The organism is Rhodococcus sp. MT28 (genome assembly GCF_058792695.1).
In genome coordinates this window covers 585679-608478 of the sequence record NZ_JBXAFD010000004.1, presented here as the reverse complement: position 1 = coordinate 608478, position 22800 = coordinate 585679, and the positions used below count along the sequence as shown (strand labels likewise).

Below are 22800 nucleotides of genomic sequence, written 5' to 3'. Positions count from 1 at the left end.
ACCGTTCCAGGCGGTCTTTGCTTCGATGTTGCATGAAATCCGAGGTTCTTGGGTAGCCGCACGCAGCGATGTGCGATGTCGCCTGAAAAAGAGGAGCCGATGATGATCCTGCGTTTACCTGGTGTGTATCCACCGCAACACGACACGTCGTTACTGGCGGATGCGCTGCTGTTCGAGCGCCTCACCGCTCGCAGTCGGGTGCTGGATCTGTGCACGGGGACCGGCGCCCTCGCTGTCGCGGCATCCGCGGCAGGCGCAGGCCACGTCGTCGCGGTCGACATATCTCGCCGCGCGTGTGCCAATGCTCGTCTCAACGGGATCCTCAACGGAACCTCGATCGACTCCCGTCGTGGCGACCTCACCGAGGCGGTGCACGGCGAACTCTTCGATCTGGTGATCTCCAACCCGCCGTACGTCCCTGCTCTTGCAGATGATCTCCCTACCGCTGGAATCGAACGTGCTTGGGACGCAGGAAAGGACGGACGCGCCCTCATCGACAGGATCGCAGCCACCGTGCACGAGGTGCTCGTCCCGGGCGGCACACTGCTTCTCTTGCAATCGGTGCTGTGTGGGGTCGACAAGACCGAGGCGATACTCGAAGAACACGGTATGGCCGTAGAGATTTCAGCCCGGAAGTACGTTCCCTTCGGGCCCGTGATGCGCGAGAGGCGCACCATGCTCGAGGCACGAGGGTTGATCACCACCGGTCAGGAAATCGAACAACTCGTGATCATTCGCGCAACGAAGTCTTGCCCTTCTCCCAACTCGATGTGAGGTGATCGCCGAGAAGATCGTCGAACGCCAGGCACGCTGCGGCGCCGAACAAGATGTCATCAGTGCGGTGCGGCTGCGAAGAAGCGAGACCGCCGGCAAGTTCCCGAACGGCGATCTGTTCGTGAACGGAATCCGCTTCCACGTGCTCGTCGTAGAACAGTGTCGCGCCCGAACCGAATCCGAGTCGGCGCAGTCCTGCGCTGTATCGTTTGCTCGGCAGCGCAGACGTGGTCTCGACAGCGCACAGGTGCCCGACCAGCGTTCCGAGATGGCGGCGATGAAAACCGAAGAGCGAGAGAGCATTCAACGACGCCAATGTTACCGCGGGAACAGAATCGATGTAGTGGCCGTAGCGGTCCGAAAGACCCACAGCCCGCATGGTGTCGGCAAAAAGACGCGAATGCATTCGCTCTGCGCGGCCGCCTCCGTACTCGTCGCTCTGCACTTCGACGAGGGCGGCCTTGACGGCACCGGAGAGGCGCGAAATTCCGAGGGTGTGCACATCCGCCTCGCGGAGCTGATTGAGCGAACGGTGAATCAGCACCTCCGAGAACTGATCGATCGTTGCATCTTTCGCCATGAAGGACGCAAGACCTGGGCCTGCACTGGGGGCGGTCATCGACCAGAGGTCGGCCACGACGTCGCCAGACGACTCCACTGTCCCCACGAGTTGCGCGATGGCGGACTCGAAACGCTCTTCGAGCCGAGACCGCACCGCGAGCAGGTCCGGATTCCACTCCCATTTGTCCGAGACGTTCTCGATTCCCTGCAAATGAAGCTCGTAGAGGAGCGTCAGGGTCAGCTGAGCGTCGTCGTCACGAAGAATGTCGTAGGTGAGGTCGGTGGACTGTGCATCCTCGTACGCGTCAGCGGCAGCCGTGATCTCCCTCGGATCGGCCGAGGAGCGCAGAATGGAAACGAGAGTGGCGCTCAGTGGGCCGCGGGCCTGTGGAACAGGCATGGAAGTGGGCACACCAGTGGCCGAATCGAGAACTGAAGAGGACATATGACCGCGTTTCCCGAATCGTCATCTGCCGAAACACCGAGTGTTCCCGGTAACAACACCACCATAACCGCCTGCACGGACGGCCCGCTGCTGGTGCGTGGTGACTTCGAGTTGCTCCGTGACGACGGCACTCCGATAGAGAACAAGCGCTCTACGGTTGCATTGTGTCGATGTGGGCGGACCGGCATCGCGCCGTTCTGCGACAGCTCCCACAAGAAGAAGCGGGCGCGAGCGACGTAACCGGTGCCAATATTCGGAACAAGCCCGACCCGTGAACCGAGACGACCCGGAAACCAAGAAAAGGCTGGATGCCGGCACCATGCGGTGCAGCGTCCAGCCTTTTCAGTCTGAAGTCAGACTGGGATCGAACTCAGATGGCGCGAACATTCTGAGCCTGGGGGCCCTTCTGGCCCTGTCCGATCTCGAACTCGACCTTCTGGCCCTCGTCGAGGGACTTGTAGCCGCTGCCCTGGATCTCCGAGTAGTGAACGAACACATCCGGTCCGCCACCTTCCTGCTCGATGAATCCGAAGCCCTTTTCACCGTTGAACCACTTGACACTGCCCTGAGCCATAACCAAATTCTCCTGGATCCATCGAGCCGAGCCCTCCCATCGAGAGTCCGGTCTCACACCTGATCCTGCCATGCTCTTCTTTTTCTGTCTCCAATTAGATGCATGGCGAGTTGCAGTATTTGACGGCTTTGTCCCGTTCCGGGACCACGTCGGAAGCAGGTGATTGTTCAACTATGCGCGTTTACCTGCTGTGATGTATTCGTCCCTTCGATGCAGCGCGAAATGACAACACCTGTGTTAAATCTGGATTCGCGGCGCAGAATGCCACCCCGATACCGAGGAGGGGACCAAATACCCAACTCGATCGGGGTCGAGATCAGTCCGAATCGTCGGGTTTGGTGTGCCCGTCGAACGTCACATGGATGTTCTCGTGGGGAACCGCGCGTTGTGCTTTTGCTTGATCGGCGAAGGTGCGCCGATCGCCTTCGATGAGTTCGGTGTTGTCGGTGAACGGAGCCAACAACGCCCGCGGATGGAGTTTGTCGACTCGCACGACGTTGATTTCCGCACACATGACGATCGAGGCTGCAGCGAGGAACAAGAAGGCCAACAAACCCAGAACGATGGCAAAGACGCCATTGGTGGTGGAGGCACCCCGCACCACAGAGGTCACATAGAGGGCACCGAAGGACTGAAGTGCTTGCCAGAGAACAGCAGCGGCGATCGCTCCAGGTGCCACATCGGCTACCGAGAGCGGGCGGGCGCAGGTGAGCCGGAAAGCGACGATGAAGATGCCCGCATTCAAGACGACTACCGCAAGGGTCAGCAGGAAGCTGAACGAACCGCCCAGATGAAGCGCACCGCCGATGTTGGAGACAGCGGTGGTCCCCAAGATCGCGAGACCGATCGTGCCGAGGAGTAGTAGCCCTTGGAGACGCCCGCGGATGGGATCCGGTCGCATGTTTCGGGGCACCGACCACACCGTGTTCATCGCGTTCTGGCAAGCCAGAGCGACACCGAGGCCACCGTAGAGACCACCGACGATTCCGATCACCAGACCCGTGACACCGCCGCCGATCTGTTGCGCATTGCCCAGGTCGTCACCGATCACCGGAAACTGATGCAGCGCGGAGTCCAAGATCTGTTGCTGAAGCTCAGGGTTGCCCGACAGCACGAAGCCGAGAATGGTCGAGAGCAACAGAAGAAGAGGAAAGAGCGAGACGAAGCCGTAGTAAGCGATCAGCGCGGCTAGATAAACACCTTGATCGTCGAGGAACTTGTAGAGGACCGCTATCGGGAACCCCAGGGCCGGATGCTTCTGTTGCAAGGCATCGAGGCGCTTGGCGATTGTCATTCTCGGTCTCTCTCAGCTCGTCGGACAGCCCGACGAACCTTAGTCGCTGCGAGCGCCCGGCGCTCGACGCCGGTGCAGCCGTCGCGTCAGGAGGCTTCGAGTGACTTCTCTGCTTCGTCGAGCGCGCGCATTGCTCCCTCGACAGAGTTGGTGACCGGGAATTCCTCTTCCGCCCGCGCCGCGCGAAGCAAGCGTCGAAGCGGGTGTGACCCGATCGCGGCCCACTGGAAGTCGTTGGCTCGCGAACGGGAGTTCAGCTCGGCGAACAGTTCGAGGCAGACCGCACCGACGAACAGTGAGTTGGACAAGTCCAGAATGACGCGAGACCACTCCGCAGCGTACGAGTTGAGAAGTTCTCGTAGTGCTGGGGCGGAGAGTTTGTCGAGGTCGACCTCGACCTGGATCAGGACTGTCGAGGGCGCTATCCGCCAGGCCGCGAAACCATGCGTGTCCACGATCGGCCCCAATTGTGTTGAGGGATCGATGGAATCGATCGGTGTGTGGTCGAGTTCATTCAGATTCATGGCAGATCCGGTCTGTGTGCTTTCATCGAAAGGCTGACGACCGATCTGGCGGCGCGGAAAGTTAATGCGTCCAGGCGTGGAAAGCTTTAGAGCTCAATGGAAATGAACAGTACAGATGTGCGCAGGAAATGCTCACCTGATCCAGAGCCTTGATGCGAACCGAGCGCCAGTGGCTTCAACCCCGGCTGTATTCTCAACCTCGGTACCGTTCAGTGTAGCTCGAGGGCGTGAATCGGTCCAGGTGAGAGGTCGAATATTAAGCGGTGCAATGTTTTTGGCTCGACGCTTCGGTATGGTGGAAGATCAGCGTCACCGGACGAAGGGAATCAGATGAACGACCGCGATGCACTCACGGCCATCTCGACCAAGCTCGACACACTGATCGGCGCGGAGACCAACGGTTTGCGGGACGAGGTTCCGCCCGGTTCCAGTGTGCAGCGCACCGAGCAGGACGGCGAGCACGGCCGGTGGGGGCACGATTACCGCCTCGCCAACAAGTATCTCGAGGCCCTCGACATCGGCCAGCCCGGTCTCATCGATCGAGACGAGCTGGAACGTCTTGCACAGGAATACATCTGATCCTCGAGACGTACCTTCAGAAGATTTCACCCATCTCGGTGCGTAGCTGCTTCAGTGACTGAGTGAGGATTCTGGATACATGCATCTGAGAGATGCCGACCTTTTCGGCAATCTGGGATTGGGTGAGATGGCCGAAGAATCTGAGAACGACGATCGTGCGCTCGCGCTCCGGTAGTGCCAGGAGCGCGGGCCGCAGGGTTTCGTGATTGTCGATCCGACTGATCGCTTCGTCGTACTGTCCCAAAGTGTCTATCAGAGTCAGACCACTCCCGTCGCCGGCGGACGCGGTGTCGAGCGGTGTGGTTCGGTACGAATTACCGGCGGTCAAACCTTGTTCGACCTCGTCCGGTTCGATGTCGAGTTCCTTGGCGAGTTCCGCGACTGTCGGTGCACGGCCGAGCGTCTGGGACAAAGTCGTGAGCGCCCGGTTGAGGGCAAGGTGCCGTTCCTGAAGGCTACGAGGCACTCGCACGGACCAGCCGTGATCGCGAAAATGCTTGCGAACCTCACCCATGACGGTCGGGACGGCGAACGACAGGAAATCCGATCCTTTGTCGACGTCGAATCGCTGCACGGCCTGTATGAGCCCGACGCGAGCAACTTGCTCCAAGTCCTCGAAAGGCTGGCCACGCCCCTGGTACCGGCGAGCGACGTGTGTGGCCAGGGGTAGGCACAGTTCGATGATCGAGGTGGTGATCTTTTCTCGGCTGGGATCATTCGGCGGAAGCGAGGCCATCGAGACGAACAGTTCGACAGCTGTTTCGTACTGGTCCTTCTTGTCCGGTGGGACAGCGGTCACGCACGCTCCTGGGGCAAGCCCTTTTCAAGCGTCATCGTCAGGGTGATGTGACCGTCCGCGTCGATTTCCGACTGTTCCAAGCGGACGGAATCGACCAGCGCTTCGAGAACGAACCATCCGAAGCTGTGCGACTTGTCGGGTATCTCGGAGTGCGCGATCACGGACACGACGGTCCGAAGTGTGCGGCCGACGGTGTCGAATCGGCAGGTCAAGTCGCTGGACGGTATCGCGTGGCCGATGAGGATGCTCGCGACTTCGTCCATCGCCAGAGCAAGGTCGGCTGTTCCGTCGACATCGAGTCCGGTGTTGTTGGCAACCGTTCGGGTGATTCCGCGCAGAGTGGGAAGTTGAGAGTACGACGCGCGGACGCGGAGCGAGGCGATGGAGTCGTGAGTTAGTTCGGTTTCGGTCGGACTCGACAGAGGGATCAAGGGGCTTCCTGTAGGTAGATGTGGCGTAATTCCGGCGGACCGAGGCAAGGACCGGTACCGGCCGTGCGTGCCAGCCATCTCTACCCCGGAAGTATTCATGGCCTTGGATTACCCTTCGCCCGGCGAACTAACCCTCTTTACCCGAACTAGAGGATGAATTGTGAGACACATCACCTGTGGTGCGGACGTACCGAATCCTCATCTTTCATTTTCGCGTCGTTCGGGTACAGCCGCTTCATGGACACCCATTCGGACAGACAGATCCCCGTACACATACGACCGGAAGGTGTCACTGATGACGAGGTGAAGGCGGCAGGAGTGCTGTCGAACGCCCTTGAAACGGTGGAACGGGCACGCGGTGCTCTGTACGACTTCCATCAGCTGATTGGGCATGCCGATCTGATGCTCGACGAGGTCGTCGAGCTACTGCGATCCAGCGGCAACGACGACCTGGCCGATCAGGTCGAGGGCGAGTTGATGGGCCGGAACGTGGTCGAGGGGCGCTGGACTTTCCAGTTGGTCGAAGAGTTCGACGAGAACTACTGGTCGTTTTTTCGTGAATGCGAGAAAGTGGTGCGCGACAAGCTGGCAGGCGGAGTGCCGCACCTCTTCGAAGCCGAGATGAAGGAGCGACGCCGCACGCACGGTTTGCGGCACCACGAGGCCAGGCCCTGAGGTTCCTGTCTACTCTCGTGAGCTCGTCGCGGCACTGATCAGTGGTTCAGTTCGAGCTTTGCGCAACGATTCTCGCTCGGTCGCCGTCATGCCGCCCCAGATACCGTGGGGTTCCCCGGTCTGGATGGCGTGCACCAGGCATCTCTGCACGACAGGGCATCTGGCGCACACCAGCTTCGCCGAACTCTCGCGCTTCGCTCGCCTGGAGCCGCGCTCGTTCGTGTCGTCGTAGAACAGAGCGGGGTCGGTGTCGCGGCAGGTGCCGGACAGTTGCCAATCCCACTCGTCGGCAAGGGGCCTGGGAGATGTGTAGGAGCGCATGAACATGGACGTTCCCTTCGCTGCGTGACGAACTCGACTCGGATCGCGGATCCAGGTCGGGTGTTAAGGCAAAGCTCGGTCCCGCCGGCCTGAACCGGCGGGACCTTCGAGGCTCCTCCCTCGAGGGGGAAGATTTCGGGGGTACCTCTGGTCGGTCATTACCCAGCCGTACAACTTTTGAATCCCGGTCGTCAGGAATTCTTTTGATCCACGGCACGTCGTTCTGCTGCGGCGACAAGACCACCGGCGATGTCGCGCACCTTGACGTTCCATTCCTGCGACATCTGGACCAGAAAGTCGAAGGCTTGGTCGGCCGAGCACTCACGCTCGGCCATCAGTAATCCCTTGGCCTGCTCGATCAAGGGCCGAGAATCCAAAGCTCTTCTCAGTTCGTCATTTTCCGCGCGAAGGCGGGTGAGGACGTCTGACGCCGAACTGGACTGCTGAGCCAGCGGTCGTTGAACCTCGTATACACGATGAAGCACACCGATGACTCTGCCGTCATCATCGGTGACGGCGGAATTCACCGTATTCCAATATCGGGTGACAAACATCCCGCTCCCGCGCTCGTCGCGCACGTCGTAACGCTGAGTCGGCAGTGTGTCCCGAGTTCGGGACCGCATCGTGCGCTCGAATGACGCTGTCAACGAGAAGATTCCATCGGCAAACGAGTCGTCGGGATTGTCGGGGAAGGCTTCGAACACTTCCACTCGGTGCAATTGATCGAGGCTGCGACCGGATACGGCAAGGTATTCGTCGTTTGCGCCCTGGATACGAAAATCGCTGTCCACGAGCAGAAGAGAAGAACTGCTTGCCGCAAATCGATCGCTACGAACGATCGAGCGGAGAGTGCTCGAACTCATGATTGTGTCGTTTCTGTCCTGTCTTCGACGGTTGCGGCCCCTGATATTTCAGAAGTAGGTGATCGCGAGAACTCCAAGGGCGGTGCCTGCCAGGATCGATCCGAACAACAAACGCTGCTGCAACACGAACATCTGATACTCGCGACGTGTTTGTGTCGAGGTGCCGCGCGAGTCCGCAGACATGCTCTTGCCCTTTCCTGTTGTGGGGAGTGCGGTTTCGGCCGACCCCCGATCGGCCGAAACCGCGGACGGTGCATCAGTTCTGACGCGCCTCATTTGCGGCATCCTGCTCGGTGGACGCGCCTTCGTGTACGAGGCTGCCACCCGAGTTCTCGAGGTGAGCACGAACGAACCACTGGAACTTTTCCAACTGCGCCGTCTGGCCGATCAACATGTCCTCGGTGATCGGATCGATCTTGCCGACACTGTCGATTGCGGTGCGACTGTCGGTGATGATCCCGGTGTAGACGAGGTCGAGCGCAGCGAGGTGCGCACGAGCGTCGTCGCGGCCGACGGAGTAGTCGTCCCACGTTCGATCGCGCTCGATTGCTCCCGCGGTGCCCTTGGGTGAGTTACCCAGTGCCGCGATACGTTCGGCCACATCGTCGGCGTAGCCGCGAACCAACTCCACCTGAGGGTCGATCATCTCGTGCACGCCGATGAAGTTGGGGCCCACGACGTTCCAGTGAACGTGCTTGAGCGTGAGGTGAAGATCGTTGTAGGCGCTGAGGCGTTCCTGCAGAATATCGGCGACGGACGAACCGTCTGCGCTGCTCAGTCCCGGTACGGTGAACTCGGACATATGTTTTCCTCTCGTCTTGATGGGGATCGCCCTCCAGTGGGGCGGTCTCGCGCCATCGTCAATCGGATCGCGTGTCGGTCAGGTTCAGTGCGCGAGTGCTACTGGCTCCTCTGTCACCGGGTCGCCGTACATCATCGCGATTCGGCGCTTGACCTCTTCGGTTGTCAAAGTCGCACTTGCGACAGTGATTCCGATGCCGGTGGTGCTCTCGCCCTGTGTGGGCGGGATGTCGATCGTCGTCATCTTGCTCCCGGTGAAGAGTGTGCCGTGAGGGAGTCGGCTGAACCACCGACTCCGACGTCTGGGTGTTCTGCGCCTTCGAGCTCCAGTTATGACGCTTTCAGGTGCTACAAAATCTATATCAGCCGATGTAGATAATTGGCAAGGCTACTTCGATACGCGGGCGAAGGAAGCGCATTGTGCAATCTTGTCGAAATCGGCTTTGATCTGCCATTTCACGCCTTTTCTGCTCGACGATTCTTGTTGTCAGTGGTCCTGGACACGCTTGAATCTATGTCCTGGGCGTCAGATTCACTGCGTGATGGTGCTAAGGTCGGGTGACGCCGATTGAGACAGCCCACACCGAACTAGGAGGTTCCAGTGACGTCGGAATCCCAGACCCGGGCGCTGCGCGGCGTGTACGGGATCTCAGTGATGTCTGAACTGTCCGGGGTAGGACCTCAGACGCTGCGCCTTTACGAGCGAAGGGGCTTGCTCACACCAACCCGCACCGATGGCGGTACGCGCCGGTACAGCGAGGCCGACCTGGATACGCTCGGACGAATCACCGCGCTGATCGACGACGGAGTCAATCTCGTCGGTATTCGTCTGATTCTGTCCCTCGAGGCCGAGAATGCAGTCTTAGCGGCTCGAATCAGCCAGTTGACCGCCGAGGGGGACTAGTGGTGCTGCTCGAGACGATGCCGTTCAGGATGGAGTTTCGGTGCGGGTAGGGTCGCCGAAGTCCGCGTCGGCGGAGATTTTGTTCCCTGCCGCTGCGATCTGTTCGAGCGCGGCGTCCAACGCATCGACCAACCATTGATGCGACGCCTCCGCGAGGAGGCGATCCGGAGTGTCGGTGTTCTCGGATTGGAAGAACCGCACCAGCCATGATTCTCCGTTGTCGGGTCGATCGGAGAGTCCAGCCGCGGTATTGGTCGCCAGAAGGAACCGGTTGTATTCGAGGTCAACACGAATGGCGTACTCGCCGAACAGGTTCACCACGTTGGCCGGCCGATGAGTAGCGGCAGCGAGCGCAATGAGAGCGTCGTTGTAGGTTTCGGAGTACTTCATCGTGAGGGGCATGGTCGGCCTGTCTTTCTGGGCCGATGCAGCATTGCACGGCTATGTCGAGGAGATCAGTTCGCAGCCGCTGCTTGACGATGAACTGAAACCAATCCTAGCTCGAGTCTCCGAGCGCACTGACGCAAGCCCGTGAGGGTCAGTTGTTGCGCGCAAAGTTCGACTCACGCTCCGTGACGAACTGATCGTCCGGAAGCGGTCCGGGTGGGGCAAGCGCAGTCAGGAACGACTCGGCCCACTGATGCACATCGTGTGTCATGACCTGTCGATGCAGCGCAGCCATACGGCGACGGCCTTCCTTCGGATCCTGATGAACCGCGGTCAGGATCGTATTCTTCACGCCGTCCAAATCGTGCGGGTTGACCAGGTATGACTGTCGTAATTCCATTGCGGCACCGGTGAACTCGCTGAGAACGAGAGCACCTCCGAGGTCGCCACGACAGGCCACGTACTCCTTGGCCACCAGATTCATCCCGTCGCGCATCGGCGTCACGAGCATGACGTCGGCAGCGACGAACAGTGCGATCAGTTCTTCACGGTCGACCGGCTGATACAGGTAGTGTACGACGGGGCGGCCGATCTGACTGTGGTCACCGTTGATGCGGCCCACCTGCTCTTCGATGACGCTACGCAGGTCGATGTAGTGCTGCACGCGTTCACGACTGGGCGTCGCGAGCTGCACCATCGTGTACTTCTCCGGATCCAGACGATCCTCGTCGAGGAGTTCCTTCAAGGCTTGAAGCCGCAGGTCGATACCCTTGGTGTAGTCCAGCCGGTCGACTCCCAGCAGGATTTTCTCGGGATTTCCCAGCTCTTCCTTCAATTCGCGCGCGCGACGCAGGACCGAATCGCTTTTCGACTGGCGCTCGAGTTCGGCAGAATCGACGGAGATGGGAAAGGCGCCCACCTTGACGACGCGAGAATCGAAATCCACATGCCCGAGCGCACTTCGAACACCGACGCCCGCGGTCGTCGTCTTGAGGCCGAGAAGTTTGCGGGCCAAGAACAGGAAATTGTTTGCGCCACCAGGTAAGTGGAAGCCGATCAGATCGGCGCCCAGCATTCCCCTGACGATCTCCTTGCGCCACGGAAGCTGCATGAAGAGCTCGACCGGAGGGAACGGGATATGAAGAAAGAACCCGATCGTCAGATCTGGCCGCAGCTCGCGCAGCATCGCCGGCACAAGTTGCAACTGATAGTCCTGCACCCAGACAGTCGCTCCGTCCGCGGCGCAACGCGCGGTTTCCTCGGCGAACCGCTGGTTGACTGCGACGTAGGTGTGCCACCACGACCGCTCGAACGTCGGAGCCACCAGAACGTCGTGGTAGAGCGGCCACAACGTGTCGTTGGAGAACCCCTCGTAGTACTCGGCGAGGTCCTGAGAGGTCAGCTCGACGGGAAACAGACGAAGGCCGTCAACCACTATCGGATCGACCTTCTCGTCCGCGACCCCCGGCCAGCCGACCCAGGCGCCATCCCGCTGTCGGAGGATGGGTTCGAGCGCAGTGACGAGCCCACCCGGACTTCGCTTCCAGTTCTTGCTTCCGTCTTCGTCGGTTTCGAGATCGACCGGCAGTCGGTTTGCGACGACGACGAATTCGGAGAGATTTTCGAGATCGGTACTCACGCCGACATCGGCTCCGCCAGGGTCTCGTCCAGGACGGAGGTCGAGGACAGGTACGCGACTGCATCGGCTGTCGAGTCGGTGTACACGATGTCGGTGTCCATCTTCAGAAGAGACAGCGGACGCCTGACAGGGTGCGCTGCGACGAGCGTCCACGGCACGCCGAGCCTCCGTGCCTTGGCCGACAGAGTCTCGATGATGGAAAGACCTCCGACGGAGATGAACTGGACGTCCGAGCAGTCGAGTACGAACGGGTGTCGCTCACCGATCAGGTCGTCGACGCAGGCAGCGAAATCAGCTCGGGACCGGACGTCGATCTCGCCGCTGACCACGAGCGACTGAATGTTTTCGGCACAGGTCGTCGTGAAGGTGGGGGGACTGTCCGTACGCTCATCTGTAGTTCTCGAAAACTCGTTCATCGAAACTCCTGACGGATTGCTCGAAACGGTTCGTTCGAACGGTCTGGTTCGAAACGGTTTCGTTCGAAACCGGGAAACGGCACGGGAAGCAACGCACGAACCGTGCTCGTCTTCAACGGCTGGGTACTCAACCGTGCTGAGTGCCTACCTTACCGCATCGCGAAAACCCAGGTGAAAAGCGTTAGATCCGTACGGATTTCAAGGTCCCGTGAGCGTCGGCCCACGGGACCTTGGTCCCGATGGTTCAGACCTTCCGGGATCAGTCGGTGTCAGTCGCCGGGCCGGTGCTCGAGGCTCCGCCCTCGTCGGCCCACGTACGTTCGCCCGACGGATCGGTCTGAACGTCCTTGGGTGCGGTGTCGGAGCCGGTTCCCGGACCGTGGTCGGTGCCGGTGGTCTGCGGCTCGTCCGTCTGATCCGTGCGGTCGGTGGAATTCTGTTCACTCATGGTGCGCGTTTCCTTCGGGAAGTCGTTGTTCATGTACTTGTCGTTTCCTGCTCACCCGCGAGGGGTACTCAGTAGGGGGTAGTGCGTCACGTCGAGCCAGTACGTCACGTCGAGTCCATACCGGCAAAGTCAGCTGTCACCGAAGCAGGAGATTTCACGTGAACCATATGACCGTGACGACCGAACACCTGCGTGCACTGCTGGGCAGTGGCCCCCATTCGGAACTGGTAGCGGTCGGGGGCGAGATCGAGATCTACGTCCCCGATGAAGAAGGGTTCGGTCTCGAGGGTATCTCGCTTGTCACTCGCGAGCAGTTGGCCGAACGTCTACCGTCCTCACCCGACAATCCCGACGAAGGTGAACTACGTATCGCCGCAGAATCGTTGAGCGAGATGATCGCCGAACTCGGCGGTTGAACTCCGAAGTTCGGGGCAGCCGACGTCAGATCTGCGGGATCGGATCCGGAGGGTACGGGTTCGGTGGCGTCGGAGTCGGTGGCACGGGCGGCGGATTCATCGGATCGGGTGGTGTCGGCGCCGGTGGTGTCGGCGGCCCCGGGTCGGGGGCGGGGCCCGGATCCGGTGGTGGGGGAGTGGTCATGAGTGCCGGGTTCCCAAACACTTGCCGAACAAACACCTAGTGTTCGGAGTGGCTTTTGGTGTTCCCTTCGGCAGGTAGATCATCGACGATGTCGACTACGGCGACGTGGATGCTCTCTGCAGAGACCGGTGGGTCCGTGTCGCCGAGGATCAGGTGAACGACGTCCACGACGGTGAACCGAACCCGGTCCGACAGTTCGGCCAGATCCACTCCGTATGGCGCTGCCAGTTCGATACGTAGTGAACGTATTTCGTGGCCGTCGACGAAGAACTCGATGCTGCTCGGCGAGCAGTGGTGCCGAGAACGTATCTCGGCGGCCAAGTGGGTGCGGAGTACGTGATCGCTCACCGACACAGTGCCTAGACGTGGACCTTCCGACGCGTGTGCGTCGAGCGGCCAACCGGACGCCGAGGTCGACCGTAGCGCCCGGATCACCTTGTCGCTGATTCGATCCCAGCCCGGCTCGGGAGCGTTCCGCAGGACGTCGGATGCGTGCGCCATCAATGCGTCGGTTCGTGATTCAGTCATCGCCACCTCGTCATTCGTTCACTCAGGTTAGCCCGTGCACGATGGTGATGCCCGCGCACCGCATCCGGGGTGAGTCTTAGAATCTTGCCGATTTGAACGAACGTGAGCATCTCCACCTCTCGCAGCGTCCATGCCGCACGCTGGCGATAAGGCAGTTCACCCAACGCTTCTTCCAGTGCCTCGAGGAACGCGGAGTTCGAGGTCGTGTCGAACGGGCCGGCCTCGGGAGACGGCACGAGAGGATCGAGCAATCTGTCGTCGATCGGTTGAGCTCTCTTGATTCGATAGCTGTCCACGATCTTTCGGGAACAGATCGCGAAAAGCCATGTTCGCATCGACGATTCGCCACGAAACGAATCGAGTCGACGCCAGGCGGCCACGAAGGTGTCCTGGACTACCTCGAGAATGTCACCTTCGTCTGCGAGCATGCGACGCGCATAGCGGTGAAGTGCAGGTCCGTAGTAGTGCACCAGTGACTCGAATGCTTCTCGGTCGCCGAGTATCGCAGCGTTCACTGTCGCGGTGTCCAAACCGTCAGGTGCTTCGGTGAGCCCCTGTGTATGCGGTAACGCCACAGTCGCTCCTCTCGCGGAAATGCGGAAAACTCGGCTGCGTTCGAAGATTGTTCGCCCGGCCGGGGCGTTGAATGTTACGGACAGTAACTAACAAGTGTCAGTGATGCACGTCACCTGACTGGGGCATTCGGTTTTGCCTTCGAGTGACGACTACACAGGTAGATCGATCAACAGGAGGAGATGACAATGGTCAGCACGCAGGTTGCGACAGCATCTACGAAGGATGTTGCATCATCGAACGACTCGGCTCTCGTGAGTTCGCAAGGAAAGACGTCGATCGCCGACACCGTTGTCTCGAAGATTGCCGGCATCGCCACGCGAGAGGTGAGCGGCGTGTACGACGTCGGCGGCGGAGCGTCGCGGGTTGTCGGGGCACTGCGCGAGCGGATCCCCGGCGCGAGTGTCAACCACTCCCAGGGAGTATCGGTCGAGGTCGGCGAAAAGCAGGCAGCGGTCGACATCGACATCGTGGCCGAGTACGGCGTATCGCTCGCCGATCTGGCCACCGGCATTCGCCGCAACGTCATTGCGGCGCTCGAACGGATGACGGGTCTCGAAGTGACCGAGGTGAACATCACGGTTCACGACGTTCACCTCGACGAGGGCAGTGACGACGAAACCGGCGAGCCCAAGACTGCACGGGTGCAGTGAGTTCCGAAATCGCCGACACCATCGCGGCGGCTGTGACGGGGATACCTGGGGTCGCCTCGCTTCATGCCGGAATGTTCGGCGAGGTTGGCACGTACCTCCCCGGCCGCCGCGTCGTCGGCGTGCGGGTGACGGAGTCGTCGACAGACATCCATGTGTGCATCTTCGCCGACGCCGCCGTTCGAGATACGGCTTTACGTATCCGCCAAGCGGTTTCAGGAATCGTTACAGGCCCCGTGAACGTGACAGTGGAAGACGTAGTCGGTCGTGCGCACGATGCCTGAGCACTCTCGTGGTCCAGTTCCTGATCGCCGATCCGCACGCCGAGAGGCGATCAGGAGCTACCACCCCGACGTGGGCGGATCTGCCGACGCGCTCAATCGAGCGCTCGAACGCGTCGACCGGGACTTCGCGTCCCCGATCGGTGTGGGTGTGCGCAGGACACTGCGCGGCACGATGCGGCAGATAGCGAAACCCGCTCGGACCCAGTACACGCGTTTGCGCGCTCGGTTTCCGGGTGCAAAGACCTACACCGAGATCTGACAGGCACCAACGAACATCATCCACAACGGAGGATTCACATGACCACCTCGACTGTCGGCCTACTGGCAGGACTACTTCTCGGAGTCGCAGCTGCTGCAGGCGGTTTCACCGGATTCCTCATCGCTCTGGTTCTCGGTGTGATCGGATACCTCGTCGGTGGTCAGCGTGACGGCGATTTCGATCTCGGTGTGATGCTGAAGGGTCGCGGACGTGGCTGAGACAGCTCGACCGGAGTCGTCTGTGCTTGCCGAGCCGGGCGATCGCGGAACGCTGACGATTCGAGACAGAGTCGCGCAGAAGTTGGTTCTCGAGGCGACGCGCGGGACCCCGGGGGTGCGTCATCACGCCGGCGGCATGGACAAACTGACCGGGCGTGAACTGCCGAGGGCGCGAGTGCTGGTATCCGGCAAGCGGGTACGGGCCAAGGTGGACATCGCGATCGAGTGGCCCGGATCCTTGTCGGTCATCGGTACCGCGGTGCGAGAGAACGTGACAACCCAGTTGCAGTCTGTATCGGGCCTGGACGTAGACGGCGTGGACGTGGCGATCGTGAGCGTTCTCTTGGCATCGACCACGCGTGACGCGGGAAGGAAAGTGCGATGACCGCCGACAAGGTCGCACCACCCACTGCCTCGAGGGCTGCTGCTCCTGTTCCCCTTGCGGCGCCCGGATCGGCCGTCACGGGATTCCTCATCGCCGCGGCGCTACTTGCGCTCGGCGTGGTCGGCGTCCGCGACGCGCTGGTGGATACCGGCGTGATCACCGGGTCGCAGTGGATACCAAGTGCTGCCGCATATGTGGACGGGCTCGCGTACCAGGGTTGGATGTTCCCGGCGGGGATCGCAGCCGTCGTTCTCGGCCTGTGGTTCGTCATCCTCGGACTCAAACCGCGACGAAAGACTGCCAATGCCTTGGTCGGAGTCGCGAATACGTGGATCGATCCCGCCGATGTAGCGGCGATAGCGTCTGTTCGCGTCGAGTCACTGGCCCAGGTTCGATCCGCTTCGTCACACGCGACCCGGCGCAAGCTGGAAGTGAAGGCCTCGGTCACGCCCGATGGAGCCGCCACCGCTGAATCGGAAATCCGTGCGGTGCTGGGGGACTTGGCCGGGTCGCTGTCACCATCGCCGCGAATCAAGGTTCGTATCCAGACGGGATCGCTGTCATGACTCGGACGGCGACGGCGATGGATCGCGTGGCGACATGCGTCGTGGGGATGCTCGCGATAGCGGTGGGAGTTGCAGCGATCCTGTGGAATCGCGACGTGATCAAGGATTTCCCGGCGCGTATCGAGATCCCGTGGGCTGAAGATCTTGTCGATCACTCGTGGTGGCCATGGGCTGTCGGAGCTGGGGGAGTATTGCTAGTCCTCCTCGCGTTGCGGTGGTTGATCGCGCATGTGCCGCTGCGTCGGGTGAAGGAGATCACGGTCCCTGGGTCGAACTCGCACAATTCCATCACCGCGGATCTGGGTGCGGTGGCGGAAGGGGCGAGCGCATCACTGGAGGACTTCGACGAAGTGTCGCGTGTCCGAGGAAAAGCGTTGCTCGATCGTGGAGTTCGCACGATCGATTTGCGAGTGACATTGAGACGTAGCGTCGTATCCGGATCGGAAACGTTGTCCGAGTTGATTTCTCGCGTCACTGACACGGGGGATCAAGTCGCTGCGGTGGTCGGTGATCCATCCGTCGCGACCAGAACTCACATCGCCGTGGAAAGCGCGAAACGCGATGAGCCGAGAACTCTCTGATCAATCGAGGTTTGAGCCTCCCGACGGCCGGGTATTGGTAGACCTCCCGATCGTGCACAGAGTCATGGATGTTGCTGTGGCACTGTGCGTCACGGTGCTCCTTGCGACCGTCACTTCGATGGCGATCGCGATCGTAGTGACGCTGATCATGTGCGCGTCGGTGAGTGTCGTTTCTCGTATGTGGTGAATCGCCAGTCATTTTGGTTCTGTCGTGAACACCTGATAGAAAGGTAAGCAGACAATGTGGCTGCTACTGAGTGCACGATCCCCCGCGTCGTGCGGCGGAGAGTCCGGTTGTGTGCAAACACAACCCGCGATCACGGTCTAGTTGCGCGGGCCGATCGCTCGGAACTCTCCCTTCACCGGCAGTCTCTCATTGCGCCGTCCCTTACCTCAAGGAGTCACAATGCTCTCACTCGGAATCATCGCCTGGATCATCATCGGTGGACTAGCGGGTTGGATCGGCAGCAAGATCATGAAAACCGATGCGCAGCAGGGGATCTTCCTCAACATCGTTGTCGGTGTGATCGGCGGCCTGATCGGTGGTTTCCTGCTTCGAGTCTTCGGCGTCGATGTCGAGGGCGCGGGCTGGATCTTCAGCTTCCTCACTTGCCTCCTCGGCGCTGTCATCTTGCTGTTCCTGGTCAAGGCAGTCACCGGAAAACGCTGACACATTTGTCCACGCAGTTCGAGTTCGACTGAATCCACGACCGAATTCCACGGCCGAACGCACGACCGAACCCAAGAAGGAGAAATACATGTCTGACTTCATCGACAAGGCAAAGCACCGCGCTGAGGATCTCATCGGCGAGGCGAAGGAAAAGTTCGGAAACGCCACGGGCAACGATGATCTGGCTGCCGAGGGTGTTGCCGATCAGGGCGAGGCGAAGGTCAAGAAGGCCGGAGACACTGTCAGTGACAAGGTCTCGGATATCAAGGACAAGTTCACAAGCTGAGTGAGCTTCAGCGCGGTTGATCGGCACGTCCGGTCAACCGCGCTTTTGTGTGCCTCCCCGGCCGTTGCGGCTACCGCGATACGCGAACTTGCGCGTTTCTGCGAGCCACTCCGGAAGCATGCGCATGTGGGCCGGTGTGTTCAGAATCGGATCGAAGGACGGCTGGAGGCAATCCGGGTGGTCCTCGACTTCGTCGAGACAGAGATGCCCGATCGGTATCAACTGAAGTTGAATTCTCGCGAGGTACACGGAGAAGTGCAGCGGGGAATGATCGACCGCAGCTTTCAATGCAGACAAAGAAGTGCCGGCCGGATGGACACCGCGCGGTGTCACGATCAGCCACGCCGCGGCACCGCCCGCGCGTGAGTAAGGAACCAGTGTGCTGTATCTCGCGCCGTTCCACGAGAAAGCCGGAGCTGGAAACATTTTCGAGAAGGTAGAAAGTCCTGATGTTGCGAGAAGAATGTCCCACGGGTTTTCATCTGTGCCGACATCGTGCAACCGAAGCGCCAGGCCGAGTACGTCGGGTAGGTCTCCGGGTGTTCCGAGGGCTTTCGACATTCGAGCGGTGACGGTAATCGTCGACGACTCCGATACCGGCCACCATGGGGTGGCCGGCTTCAATGTTCCCTTCAGCTCGATCCCGTGAGGGTGAAAAACCCTGGCCATGCGCAGCGATGATGCGAAGTGGAACGGCGCACCGACCAGCTTCCCGATCGCACTCTTGCCGGCGGGGATGATCGAATTGATCGTCACAGCTTCCTTTATCTGAGAATTCTCCGCCCGTGAAGCGCCCGGACTGGACGGACGTTCAGGCGTATTGACGGGCTTTTCAGTGGCGTCTTTCGACTTCCCAGTGGTGGTGATTGCTAATCATGTGACATGCCGTAACAAAAGTCTCGCCCGCCGGGATAATTAGCCAAACGCATAAATTGGTCGTTATGGTTTGTTTGTCCGTAACGGTGCGATCGGACCTGCGACCGTCGCGAACTGGCGAGATTGCTACTCGTGATTTGTGTTTGGTGATTGCGCGGAAACAAGAAATGTCGAGGAGACACGCTGATGGGCCACTCTCGAACCTGGCTGACGCGCGCGCTGGCAATGCCGGTGGCTGTCGCGGTCACTTTGTTGCTTCCGCTCGGCAGTGTCGCCTCCGCCCAGGATTTCGAGGACGACGCAGATACTTCGGTGGCCGCCGCAGCCACAACTCCGATCTCCTTCACCGAACTCGGACGAGGAACAGACATCGTGTTCTCCTCCGATGACGCACCCGTCTTGGTGACCGTGCCGGTGCCGGACGGACTCACCGCAACAGCCGTGACCGGAATCCTGACTGCCCCGACCGACTTCAGTAGGGGTTGGCTCGAAGTGACTGCGGACGGCAGATTGGTGAGCCGCGTCGACTTCGACGCCGGGCAGGCCGGAACCGGCCTACCGATTTCGGTTCCGTTGCAAGGTCTCGAAGTGGTCGACCGGAGCGTGACCGTGTCGATGATCGCTCACCTCGTTCCCGTCGACGACCGCTGCTACGACCGAACGAGATACCAGCCCCTTGCGCTCCGGGATGCCTTTGTCGCCTACGACGGTGCCGAGCAGCAGCCCACGACTGTTGCAACCTTCTTTCCGCCGATTTTGAGGAAGGCAACCATCTACGTCACGGATGGTTCGTCACGGTCACAGCAGAGTGCGGCTCTGCAGCTGAGTGCAGCGATTGTCAACAAGTACGGAAGTCAGCCTGACGCCGTGGTGGTGGAACAACTGCCGAACGGCCAGAGTCTGCCGTCCGCTGAGCCGGGACTGTTCGAGAGAGCTGTAGTACTCGGCAACAGTGGGGACGCCGGCATCGATCTCGCGGCTGCTCCGAATGGTGCACCAGTGCTGCGAATTTCAGGGGACGACAAGACCCTCGTTCCTCAGGTCAGTCTGTTGGCGGCGAACTTCGACGGCTACTGGGCGGCGAGCAGGGCGCTCGCGTCACCGGACAACACAGTTGCCCAGATTTCCCAGGACGCCATCACCGTCGGTGAGCTGAAGCTCGGAACGTTGACGGCTTCCGGTCTCAATCACATCGAGGTCGACGTCCCGTTCAGCCAGTCGCAACTGGGGCGTCCGATGAAGGACGTGTCGATCCGAATGATCGGTTCCTATGTACCGCTGCCGAATTCACGCAACGGAGAACTGTCGATTTCGCTGGGGGACTCACGGCTTGCTTCGCAGACGGTGAACGAGACAGGGCGCTTCGACATCGGCGTCGATGTTCCGAACGAACTCCTGCGTCGCGACCTGACCTTCGAAGTCTCGATGGATGTGACCGGCGACTTCCAATGCGGCACCAGTAGCCCGTCTTCGCTCACTGTCGATCCGGCAAGCACCATCACGTCCACTACCGGATTCCCGCCGACGCCTGGAGGATTCCAGGCATTACCGCAGTCGATGCTGCCCACACTCGATGTCGGTTTGAGTCACGGTGATTTCGCAGATCTCGTTCGCGCGCAGCGCCTCGTTGTCGCGATGCAGCGGTTGAGCTATCTGCCGCTGCAACCGCGTGTGCTCCCGTTCGGCGACGCGGCGACCAGTTCGCTGCCGGCGTTGTTGATCGCGGCGGACGGGAAGCTTCCCACTCCGGTGGCTCTACCCATGGACACAGCAGATCAAGGGCTCCTGCGCTTGCAGGGTCTGGAATTCGGTGGACAATACGGTGCCTTGCAGGTGGTTTCGGGTTCGCACAACGAAGTGGTGGCGCTGACCTCTGAGGGTGATGCGGCCGATGCCGACGGTCTGCTCAACTGGTTGGAAGGTGGGAAGGACCGGTTCGCAGAACTGACCGGCGATCTCCTGGTCGCGCCTCGGGGAAGTGAGCCCTTCGATGTCGGAGTCAACGTCGCCCCGTTGGGCACCGCGACCTCGGCCGAAGAGGAGACCGGACTGAGCGCGGTCACGATCGGCTGGATCGGATTCGGGACCGTGGTTCTGATCGCTGTTGCCGTCGGTGGTGTGCTCGTGGCTCGGCGTCGCGGACAGTGACCGTCACCGATCGCCCGGCCCTGTCCGTCGCGGTCCACGATCTACCGGGCCGCAAGCCATGGCGGATGTTCGTCGCGCTCTTCGCGATCTACACCGCGTTGGGCGTGTGGATGAACGCGGGTATCGGGTTCATCTTCACCGATTCGCTCAGCCGCGTCGCCGCGGTGTCGGCGATGTTGCTCAGCCGTGATCCGCACTTCGCGGCGATCGGGTTCGTGTTCACCCCGTTGACGGCGGCAGTCCAGATTCCGATGGGCCTGATGGGTCATTGGTGGCCGGATCTGCTGCGGTGGAACATCACTGCGGTCGTGATGTCCGCGGCCTTCATGGCTGGTGCTGTGATTCAGGTACGTGGGATCAGCCGCGACCGTGGGTGTGCGCGATGGGTCACCGTCGTCCTGACCGTGCTGTTCGCTGTCAACCCGATGATCGTCATGTACGCGGCGAGCGGAATGAGCGAAGCTCCGTTCCTCTTCTTCGTTCTGTGGGCGACACGTCGATTGATTCGGTGGATGCGAAGCGACGACGTACACGACCTCATCGGTGCCGGCCTCGCTTTCGCTCTGGCGTACCTCACCAGATACGACGCATTGGCCCCGCTGTTCGTCGCGGTGGTGCTGGTGACCGTGGTGAGTTGGCTTCGTTTCCGTCCGACTGCTGAGGAGCGCGGCGAGGGCGCGGGGCCTGGCTTGCGGCTCTGGGCAGCAGCCCTCGACGGTGCCGTAGTGCTGATGCCGGGATTCCTTGCCCTAGCCTTGTGGTCGTTTGCCAGTTGGCTCATCACAGGTCAAGCGTTCCAACAGTTCTCGTCGGTCTACGGGAACAGTTCCATCCTGGAGCAGGCTGGTGCCGGAACCGACTCACCGATCGCCCGTCTTGCGTTCTCGATTACCGAAATGGCCGTACTCGGCCCGGCGCTCCCGGTGCTCGCGGTCCTTGCAATCATCTACGCACTTCGGCGGCGCGACACCGAAGTGGTCGTGCCTCTTGTGTTGTTCGGCGCCATCCTCGGTGCCCAAACCTTGCTCTACGTGATGGGATCGACGTTTCCCCTTCTGCGCTTCTACATTTCGATCATTCCGCTGTGTTTCGTGTTGGTCGTCCTGATCGCACCTCGCGGTGCGCCGGTCGTCACGCGTCGACCGGGGGCTGCTGCGTCACGCTCGGTATCGACGTACCCCGAGCAGTCGGGGCCCTCTCTGCCCCTTGTGATCTCTCTGTGCTTGCTGGTCGGGTCGACGCTGGTCACGTTTGTCGCGATGGGTAATGCGCGGATCGCAGTGCTCGAGCATTCCATTGCCAGTGCGATCATTCCGGGCCGGCAGAACCTGGAGGAGCAGACGAATCTGCGCACGTTTGCGGCCGAGCGTCGCATCGCCAGATACCTGGACGACTTGGCTCTGCCGGAGGGGTCGGTTCTGCTCGACACCGTGCAGAGCTATGCCGTCGTGGCGTCGTCGAACAACCCTCGGCAATTCGTCGTGCCTTCCGATGCGGACTTCGTGCGCGTACTGAACAACCCCGCCGAACATCACGTCGAATACATCCTGTCGGTGCCGAACACCGGTCGCGGTGTGTCGGACGCGGTCAATCGGCGCTATCCGACGATGTACGACACCGGGGCCGGCGGTGTGGGAGCGCTGGTACTCGAGGTTCCCAACGACGGCGGCATGGACCCTTCGGCCTGGCGTTTGTATCGCGTCACCGGTGAACGGCAAACGGGTCGATGAGGCAATTCGTG

At 60.8% G+C, this 22800-nt stretch carries 35 protein-coding genes; 17 read left to right on the top strand and 18 right to left on the bottom strand.

Translation table 11 applies throughout. From position 1 onward, the window contains the following. Positions 1-75 precede the first annotated feature (75 nt). On the top strand, positions 76-774 hold the full coding sequence (locus tag AC1Q6C_RS19325) for a HemK2/MTQ2 family protein methyltransferase (protein WP_037131016.1): 699 nt from the start codon (positions 76-78) through the stop codon (positions 772-774). On the opposite strand, the gene AC1Q6C_RS19320 is transcribed toward AC1Q6C_RS19325, so the two are convergent. Continuing rightward, a complete protein-coding gene (locus AC1Q6C_RS19320; RefSeq protein WP_058038939.1) occupies positions 731-1780 on the bottom strand; it encodes an iron-containing redox enzyme family protein in 1050 nt (349 codons plus the stop codon). The two genes, AC1Q6C_RS19325 and AC1Q6C_RS19320, sit on opposite strands and share 44 nt — an antisense overlap. Between AC1Q6C_RS19320 and AC1Q6C_RS19315 the strand changes: the two genes are divergently transcribed. Further along, positions 1781-2020, top strand: a complete 240-nt coding sequence (locus AC1Q6C_RS19315) for a CDGSH iron-sulfur domain-containing protein (protein ID WP_003943717.1) — start codon at positions 1781-1783, stop codon at positions 2018-2020. Positions 2021-2150: 130 nt separating this feature from the next. Here AC1Q6C_RS19315 and AC1Q6C_RS19310 read toward each other — a convergent pair whose 3' ends face one another. From AC1Q6C_RS19310 to AC1Q6C_RS19300, 3 genes are all read right to left on the bottom strand, one after another. After that, positions 2151-2354 (bottom strand): cold-shock protein, encoded by a 204-nt coding sequence (locus tag AC1Q6C_RS19310; RefSeq protein WP_003943666.1) that lies wholly within the window; start codon positions 2352-2354, stop codon positions 2151-2153. 316 nt (positions 2355-2670) lie between these two features. After that, positions 2671-3648 (bottom strand): YihY/virulence factor BrkB family protein, encoded by a 978-nt coding sequence (locus AC1Q6C_RS19305; protein WP_003943713.1) that lies wholly within the window; start codon positions 3646-3648, stop codon positions 2671-2673. 86 nt (positions 3649-3734) lie between these two features. Further along, the gene (locus AC1Q6C_RS19300; protein ID WP_230359576.1) at positions 3735-4172 is read right to left on the bottom strand and encodes an STAS domain-containing protein; all 438 of its coding nucleotides are present in this window, start codon (positions 4170-4172) and stop codon (positions 3735-3737) included. A gap of 330 nt (positions 4173-4502) precedes the next feature. On the opposite strand from AC1Q6C_RS19300, the gene AC1Q6C_RS19295 reads away from it, so the two are divergent. Continuing rightward, positions 4503-4751, top strand: a complete 249-nt coding sequence (locus tag AC1Q6C_RS19295; RefSeq protein ID WP_003943680.1) for a hypothetical protein — start codon at positions 4503-4505, stop codon at positions 4749-4751. A 16-nt stretch (positions 4752-4767) separates the two neighbouring features. Here AC1Q6C_RS19295 and AC1Q6C_RS19290 read toward each other — a convergent pair whose 3' ends face one another. Continuing rightward, complete coding sequence (locus AC1Q6C_RS19290; protein ID WP_003943639.1) at positions 4768-5550, bottom strand: SigB/SigF/SigG family RNA polymerase sigma factor; 783 nt, start codon at positions 5548-5550, stop codon at positions 4768-4770. Then, entirely contained in the window at positions 5547-5981 is a 435-nt protein-coding gene (locus AC1Q6C_RS19285; RefSeq protein ID WP_003943620.1) for an ATP-binding protein, read from the bottom strand. The genes AC1Q6C_RS19290 and AC1Q6C_RS19285 overlap by 4 nt, the downstream gene beginning before the upstream one ends. 237 nt (positions 5982-6218) lie before the next feature. Here AC1Q6C_RS19285 and AC1Q6C_RS19280 point away from each other — a divergent pair, with 237 nt between their 5' ends. Next, complete coding sequence (locus AC1Q6C_RS19280; RefSeq protein ID WP_039972685.1) at positions 6219-6656, top strand: hypothetical protein; 438 nt, start codon at positions 6219-6221, stop codon at positions 6654-6656. A gap of 9 nt (positions 6657-6665) precedes the next feature. Here AC1Q6C_RS19280 and AC1Q6C_RS19275 read toward each other — a convergent pair whose 3' ends face one another. From AC1Q6C_RS19275 to AC1Q6C_RS19255, 5 genes are all read right to left on the bottom strand, one after another. After that, positions 6666-6983 (bottom strand): WhiB family transcriptional regulator, encoded by a 318-nt coding sequence (locus AC1Q6C_RS19275; protein WP_003943622.1) that lies wholly within the window; start codon positions 6981-6983, stop codon positions 6666-6668. 185 nt (positions 6984-7168) lie between these two features. After that, positions 7169-7840 (bottom strand): ANTAR domain-containing protein, encoded by a 672-nt coding sequence (locus AC1Q6C_RS19270; protein WP_007726556.1) that lies wholly within the window; start codon positions 7838-7840, stop codon positions 7169-7171. Positions 7841-7888: 48 nt separating this feature from the next. Next, positions 7889-8023, bottom strand: coding sequence for a hypothetical protein (locus AC1Q6C_RS19265; protein ID WP_256261806.1), 135 nt, complete (start codon positions 8021-8023; stop codon positions 7889-7891). A 73-nt stretch (positions 8024-8096) separates the two neighbouring features. Continuing rightward, positions 8097-8642, bottom strand: coding sequence for a Dps family protein (locus tag AC1Q6C_RS19260; protein WP_003943731.1), 546 nt, complete (start codon positions 8640-8642; stop codon positions 8097-8099). A gap of 84 nt (positions 8643-8726) precedes the next feature. Next, positions 8727-8885 (bottom strand): hypothetical protein, encoded by a 159-nt coding sequence (locus AC1Q6C_RS19255; protein WP_003943664.1) that lies wholly within the window; start codon positions 8883-8885, stop codon positions 8727-8729. Between the two features lie 357 nt (positions 8886-9242). On the opposite strand from AC1Q6C_RS19255, the gene AC1Q6C_RS19250 reads away from it, so the two are divergent. Then, positions 9243-9545: a MerR family transcriptional regulator gene (locus AC1Q6C_RS19250; protein WP_003943719.1), complete on the top strand. Its 303-nt coding sequence runs from the start codon at positions 9243-9245 to the stop codon at positions 9543-9545. 24 nt (positions 9546-9569) lie between these two features. Here AC1Q6C_RS19250 and AC1Q6C_RS19245 read toward each other — a convergent pair whose 3' ends face one another. The 4 genes from AC1Q6C_RS19245 to AC1Q6C_RS19230 form a co-directional block, all read right to left on the bottom strand. Then, the gene (locus AC1Q6C_RS19245; protein WP_007726560.1) at positions 9570-9947 is read right to left on the bottom strand and encodes a hypothetical protein; all 378 of its coding nucleotides are present in this window, start codon (positions 9945-9947) and stop codon (positions 9570-9572) included. Positions 9948-10083: 136 nt separating this feature from the next. After that, complete coding sequence (locus AC1Q6C_RS19240; RefSeq protein ID WP_007726561.1) at positions 10084-11571, bottom strand: alpha,alpha-trehalose-phosphate synthase (UDP-forming); 1488 nt, start codon at positions 11569-11571, stop codon at positions 10084-10086. Beyond that, the gene (locus tag AC1Q6C_RS19235) at positions 11568-11987 is read right to left on the bottom strand and encodes an STAS domain-containing protein (RefSeq protein ID WP_007726563.1); all 420 of its coding nucleotides are present in this window, start codon (positions 11985-11987) and stop codon (positions 11568-11570) included. The genes AC1Q6C_RS19240 and AC1Q6C_RS19235 overlap by 4 nt, the downstream gene beginning before the upstream one ends. Positions 11988-12246: 259 nt before the next feature. Further along, positions 12247-12435: a PI-type proteinase gene (locus AC1Q6C_RS19230; RefSeq protein ID WP_136472457.1), complete on the bottom strand. Its 189-nt coding sequence runs from the start codon at positions 12433-12435 to the stop codon at positions 12247-12249. Between the two features lie 167 nt (positions 12436-12602). On the opposite strand from AC1Q6C_RS19230, the gene AC1Q6C_RS19225 reads away from it, so the two are divergent. After that, entirely contained in the window at positions 12603-12851 is a 249-nt protein-coding gene (locus tag AC1Q6C_RS19225) for a hypothetical protein (RefSeq protein ID WP_007726566.1), read from the top strand. A 220-nt stretch (positions 12852-13071) separates the two neighbouring features. Here AC1Q6C_RS19225 and AC1Q6C_RS19220 read toward each other — a convergent pair whose 3' ends face one another. Together AC1Q6C_RS19220 and AC1Q6C_RS19215 are read right to left on the bottom strand one after the other, a co-directional pair. Further along, positions 13072-13563, bottom strand: a complete 492-nt coding sequence (locus tag AC1Q6C_RS19220; RefSeq protein ID WP_218960345.1) for a hypothetical protein — start codon at positions 13561-13563, stop codon at positions 13072-13074. Beyond that, positions 13560-14138: an RNA polymerase sigma factor gene (locus AC1Q6C_RS19215; RefSeq protein ID WP_007726571.1), complete on the bottom strand. Its 579-nt coding sequence runs from the start codon at positions 14136-14138 to the stop codon at positions 13560-13562. Before AC1Q6C_RS19215 ends, AC1Q6C_RS19220 begins: the two co-directional genes overlap by 4 nt. Positions 14139-14324: 186 nt before the next feature. On the opposite strand from AC1Q6C_RS19215, the gene AC1Q6C_RS19210 reads away from it, so the two are divergent. The 9 genes from AC1Q6C_RS19210 to AC1Q6C_RS19170 all read left to right on the top strand — a co-directional run bounded on the left by AC1Q6C_RS19210 (position 14325) and on the right by AC1Q6C_RS19170 (position 18035). Continuing rightward, the gene (locus AC1Q6C_RS19210; RefSeq protein WP_003943699.1) at positions 14325-14789 is read left to right on the top strand and encodes an Asp23/Gls24 family envelope stress response protein; all 465 of its coding nucleotides are present in this window, start codon (positions 14325-14327) and stop codon (positions 14787-14789) included. Continuing rightward, positions 14786-15070, top strand: coding sequence for an Asp23/Gls24 family envelope stress response protein (locus AC1Q6C_RS19205; protein WP_007726575.1), 285 nt, complete (start codon positions 14786-14788; stop codon positions 15068-15070). The genes AC1Q6C_RS19210 and AC1Q6C_RS19205 overlap by 4 nt, the downstream gene beginning before the upstream one ends. A gap of 70 nt (positions 15071-15140) precedes the next feature. Next, complete coding sequence (locus tag AC1Q6C_RS19200) at positions 15141-15329, top strand: hypothetical protein (protein ID WP_007726577.1); 189 nt, start codon at positions 15141-15143, stop codon at positions 15327-15329. 38 nt (positions 15330-15367) lie between these two features. Next, positions 15368-15547 (top strand): hypothetical protein, encoded by a 180-nt coding sequence (locus AC1Q6C_RS19195; protein ID WP_230359577.1) that lies wholly within the window; start codon positions 15368-15370, stop codon positions 15545-15547. Then, entirely contained in the window at positions 15540-15932 is a 393-nt protein-coding gene (locus AC1Q6C_RS19190) for an Asp23/Gls24 family envelope stress response protein (protein ID WP_054187564.1), read from the top strand. Before AC1Q6C_RS19195 ends, AC1Q6C_RS19190 begins: the two co-directional genes overlap by 8 nt. Continuing rightward, entirely contained in the window at positions 15929-16498 is a 570-nt protein-coding gene (locus tag AC1Q6C_RS19185; protein WP_054187563.1) for a DUF6286 domain-containing protein, read from the top strand. The genes AC1Q6C_RS19190 and AC1Q6C_RS19185 overlap by 4 nt, the downstream gene beginning before the upstream one ends. Next, positions 16495-17079 (top strand): hypothetical protein, encoded by a 585-nt coding sequence (locus tag AC1Q6C_RS19180; protein ID WP_054187562.1) that lies wholly within the window; start codon positions 16495-16497, stop codon positions 17077-17079. The genes AC1Q6C_RS19185 and AC1Q6C_RS19180 overlap by 4 nt, the downstream gene beginning before the upstream one ends. 406 nt (positions 17080-17485) lie before the next feature. Then, positions 17486-17749, top strand: a complete 264-nt coding sequence (locus tag AC1Q6C_RS19175) for a GlsB/YeaQ/YmgE family stress response membrane protein (protein ID WP_047890188.1) — start codon at positions 17486-17488, stop codon at positions 17747-17749. Positions 17750-17837: 88 nt separating this feature from the next. Then, positions 17838-18035: a CsbD family protein gene (locus tag AC1Q6C_RS19170; RefSeq protein WP_007726588.1), complete on the top strand. Its 198-nt coding sequence runs from the start codon at positions 17838-17840 to the stop codon at positions 18033-18035. 33 nt (positions 18036-18068) lie between these two features. Here AC1Q6C_RS19170 and AC1Q6C_RS19165 read toward each other — a convergent pair whose 3' ends face one another. Further along, positions 18069-18791: a hypothetical protein gene (locus AC1Q6C_RS19165; protein WP_230359578.1), complete on the bottom strand. Its 723-nt coding sequence runs from the start codon at positions 18789-18791 to the stop codon at positions 18069-18071. Positions 18792-19097: 306 nt separating this feature from the next. Between AC1Q6C_RS19165 and AC1Q6C_RS19160 the strand changes: the two genes are divergently transcribed. Both AC1Q6C_RS19160 and AC1Q6C_RS19155 read left to right on the top strand, forming a co-directional pair. Further along, positions 19098-21059: a hypothetical protein gene (locus tag AC1Q6C_RS19160; RefSeq protein ID WP_054187561.1), complete on the top strand. Its 1962-nt coding sequence runs from the start codon at positions 19098-19100 to the stop codon at positions 21057-21059. Beyond that, complete coding sequence (locus AC1Q6C_RS19155; RefSeq protein WP_054187560.1) at positions 21056-22789, top strand: glycosyltransferase family 39 protein; 1734 nt, start codon at positions 21056-21058, stop codon at positions 22787-22789. The genes AC1Q6C_RS19160 and AC1Q6C_RS19155 overlap by 4 nt, the downstream gene beginning before the upstream one ends. Positions 22790-22800 lie beyond the last annotated feature (11 nt).

What these genes read in the sequence shown, in the direction of transcription:
- AC1Q6C_RS19325 (WP_037131016.1), top strand. Translation starts at nt 76, where the DNA reads ATGTCGCCTGAAAAAGAGGAGCCGATGATGATCCTGCGTTTACCTGGT.
- AC1Q6C_RS19320 (WP_058038939.1), bottom strand. Translation starts at nt 1,780, where the DNA reads ATGTCCTCTTCAGTTCTCGATTCGGCCACTGGTGTGCCCACTTCCATG.
- AC1Q6C_RS19315 (WP_003943717.1), top strand. Translation starts at nt 1,781, where the DNA reads ATGACCGCGTTTCCCGAATCGTCATCTGCCGAAACACCGAGTGTTCCC.
- AC1Q6C_RS19310 (WP_003943666.1), bottom strand. Translation starts at nt 2,354, where the DNA reads ATGGCTCAGGGCAGTGTCAAGTGGTTCAACGGTGAAAAGGGCTTCGGA.
- AC1Q6C_RS19305 (WP_003943713.1), bottom strand. Translation starts at nt 3,648, where the DNA reads ATGACAATCGCCAAGCGCCTCGATGCCTTGCAACAGAAGCATCCGGCC.
- AC1Q6C_RS19300 (WP_230359576.1), bottom strand. Translation starts at nt 4,172, where the DNA reads ATGAATCTGAATGAACTCGACCACACACCGATCGATTCCATCGATCCC.
- AC1Q6C_RS19295 (WP_003943680.1), top strand. Translation starts at nt 4,503, where the DNA reads ATGAACGACCGCGATGCACTCACGGCCATCTCGACCAAGCTCGACACA.
- AC1Q6C_RS19280 (WP_039972685.1), top strand. Translation starts at nt 6,219, where the DNA reads ATGGACACCCATTCGGACAGACAGATCCCCGTACACATACGACCGGAA.
- AC1Q6C_RS19275 (WP_003943622.1), bottom strand. Translation starts at nt 6,983, where the DNA reads ATGTTCATGCGCTCCTACACATCTCCCAGGCCCCTTGCCGACGAGTGG.
- AC1Q6C_RS19270 (WP_007726556.1), bottom strand. Translation starts at nt 7,840, where the DNA reads ATGAGTTCGAGCACTCTCCGCTCGATCGTTCGTAGCGATCGATTTGCG.
- AC1Q6C_RS19265 (WP_256261806.1), bottom strand. Translation starts at nt 8,023, where the DNA reads ATGTCTGCGGACTCGCGCGGCACCTCGACACAAACACGTCGCGAGTAT.
- AC1Q6C_RS19260 (WP_003943731.1), bottom strand. Translation starts at nt 8,642, where the DNA reads ATGTCCGAGTTCACCGTACCGGGACTGAGCAGCGCAGACGGTTCGTCC.
- AC1Q6C_RS19255 (WP_003943664.1), bottom strand. Translation starts at nt 8,885, where the DNA reads ATGACGACGATCGACATCCCGCCCACACAGGGCGAGAGCACCACCGGC.
- AC1Q6C_RS19245 (WP_007726560.1), bottom strand. Translation starts at nt 9,947, where the DNA reads ATGCCCCTCACGATGAAGTACTCCGAAACCTACAACGACGCTCTCATT.
- AC1Q6C_RS19235 (WP_007726563.1), bottom strand. Translation starts at nt 11,987, where the DNA reads ATGAACGAGTTTTCGAGAACTACAGATGAGCGTACGGACAGTCCCCCC.
- AC1Q6C_RS19230 (WP_136472457.1), bottom strand. Translation starts at nt 12,435, where the DNA reads ATGAGTGAACAGAATTCCACCGACCGCACGGATCAGACGGACGAGCCG.
- AC1Q6C_RS19225 (WP_007726566.1), top strand. Translation starts at nt 12,603, where the DNA reads ATGACCGTGACGACCGAACACCTGCGTGCACTGCTGGGCAGTGGCCCC.
- AC1Q6C_RS19220 (WP_218960345.1), bottom strand. Translation starts at nt 13,563, where the DNA reads ATGACTGAATCACGAACCGACGCATTGATGGCGCACGCATCCGACGTC.
- AC1Q6C_RS19210 (WP_003943699.1), top strand. Translation starts at nt 14,325, where the DNA reads ATGGTCAGCACGCAGGTTGCGACAGCATCTACGAAGGATGTTGCATCA.
- AC1Q6C_RS19195 (WP_230359577.1), top strand. Translation starts at nt 15,368, where the DNA reads ATGACCACCTCGACTGTCGGCCTACTGGCAGGACTACTTCTCGGAGTC.
- AC1Q6C_RS19185 (WP_054187563.1), top strand. Translation starts at nt 15,929, where the DNA reads ATGACCGCCGACAAGGTCGCACCACCCACTGCCTCGAGGGCTGCTGCT.
- AC1Q6C_RS19180 (WP_054187562.1), top strand. Translation starts at nt 16,495, where the DNA reads ATGACTCGGACGGCGACGGCGATGGATCGCGTGGCGACATGCGTCGTG.
- AC1Q6C_RS19175 (WP_047890188.1), top strand. Translation starts at nt 17,486, where the DNA reads ATGCTCTCACTCGGAATCATCGCCTGGATCATCATCGGTGGACTAGCG.
- AC1Q6C_RS19170 (WP_007726588.1), top strand. Translation starts at nt 17,838, where the DNA reads ATGTCTGACTTCATCGACAAGGCAAAGCACCGCGCTGAGGATCTCATC.
- AC1Q6C_RS19160 (WP_054187561.1), top strand. Translation starts at nt 19,098, where the DNA reads ATGGGCCACTCTCGAACCTGGCTGACGCGCGCGCTGGCAATGCCGGTG.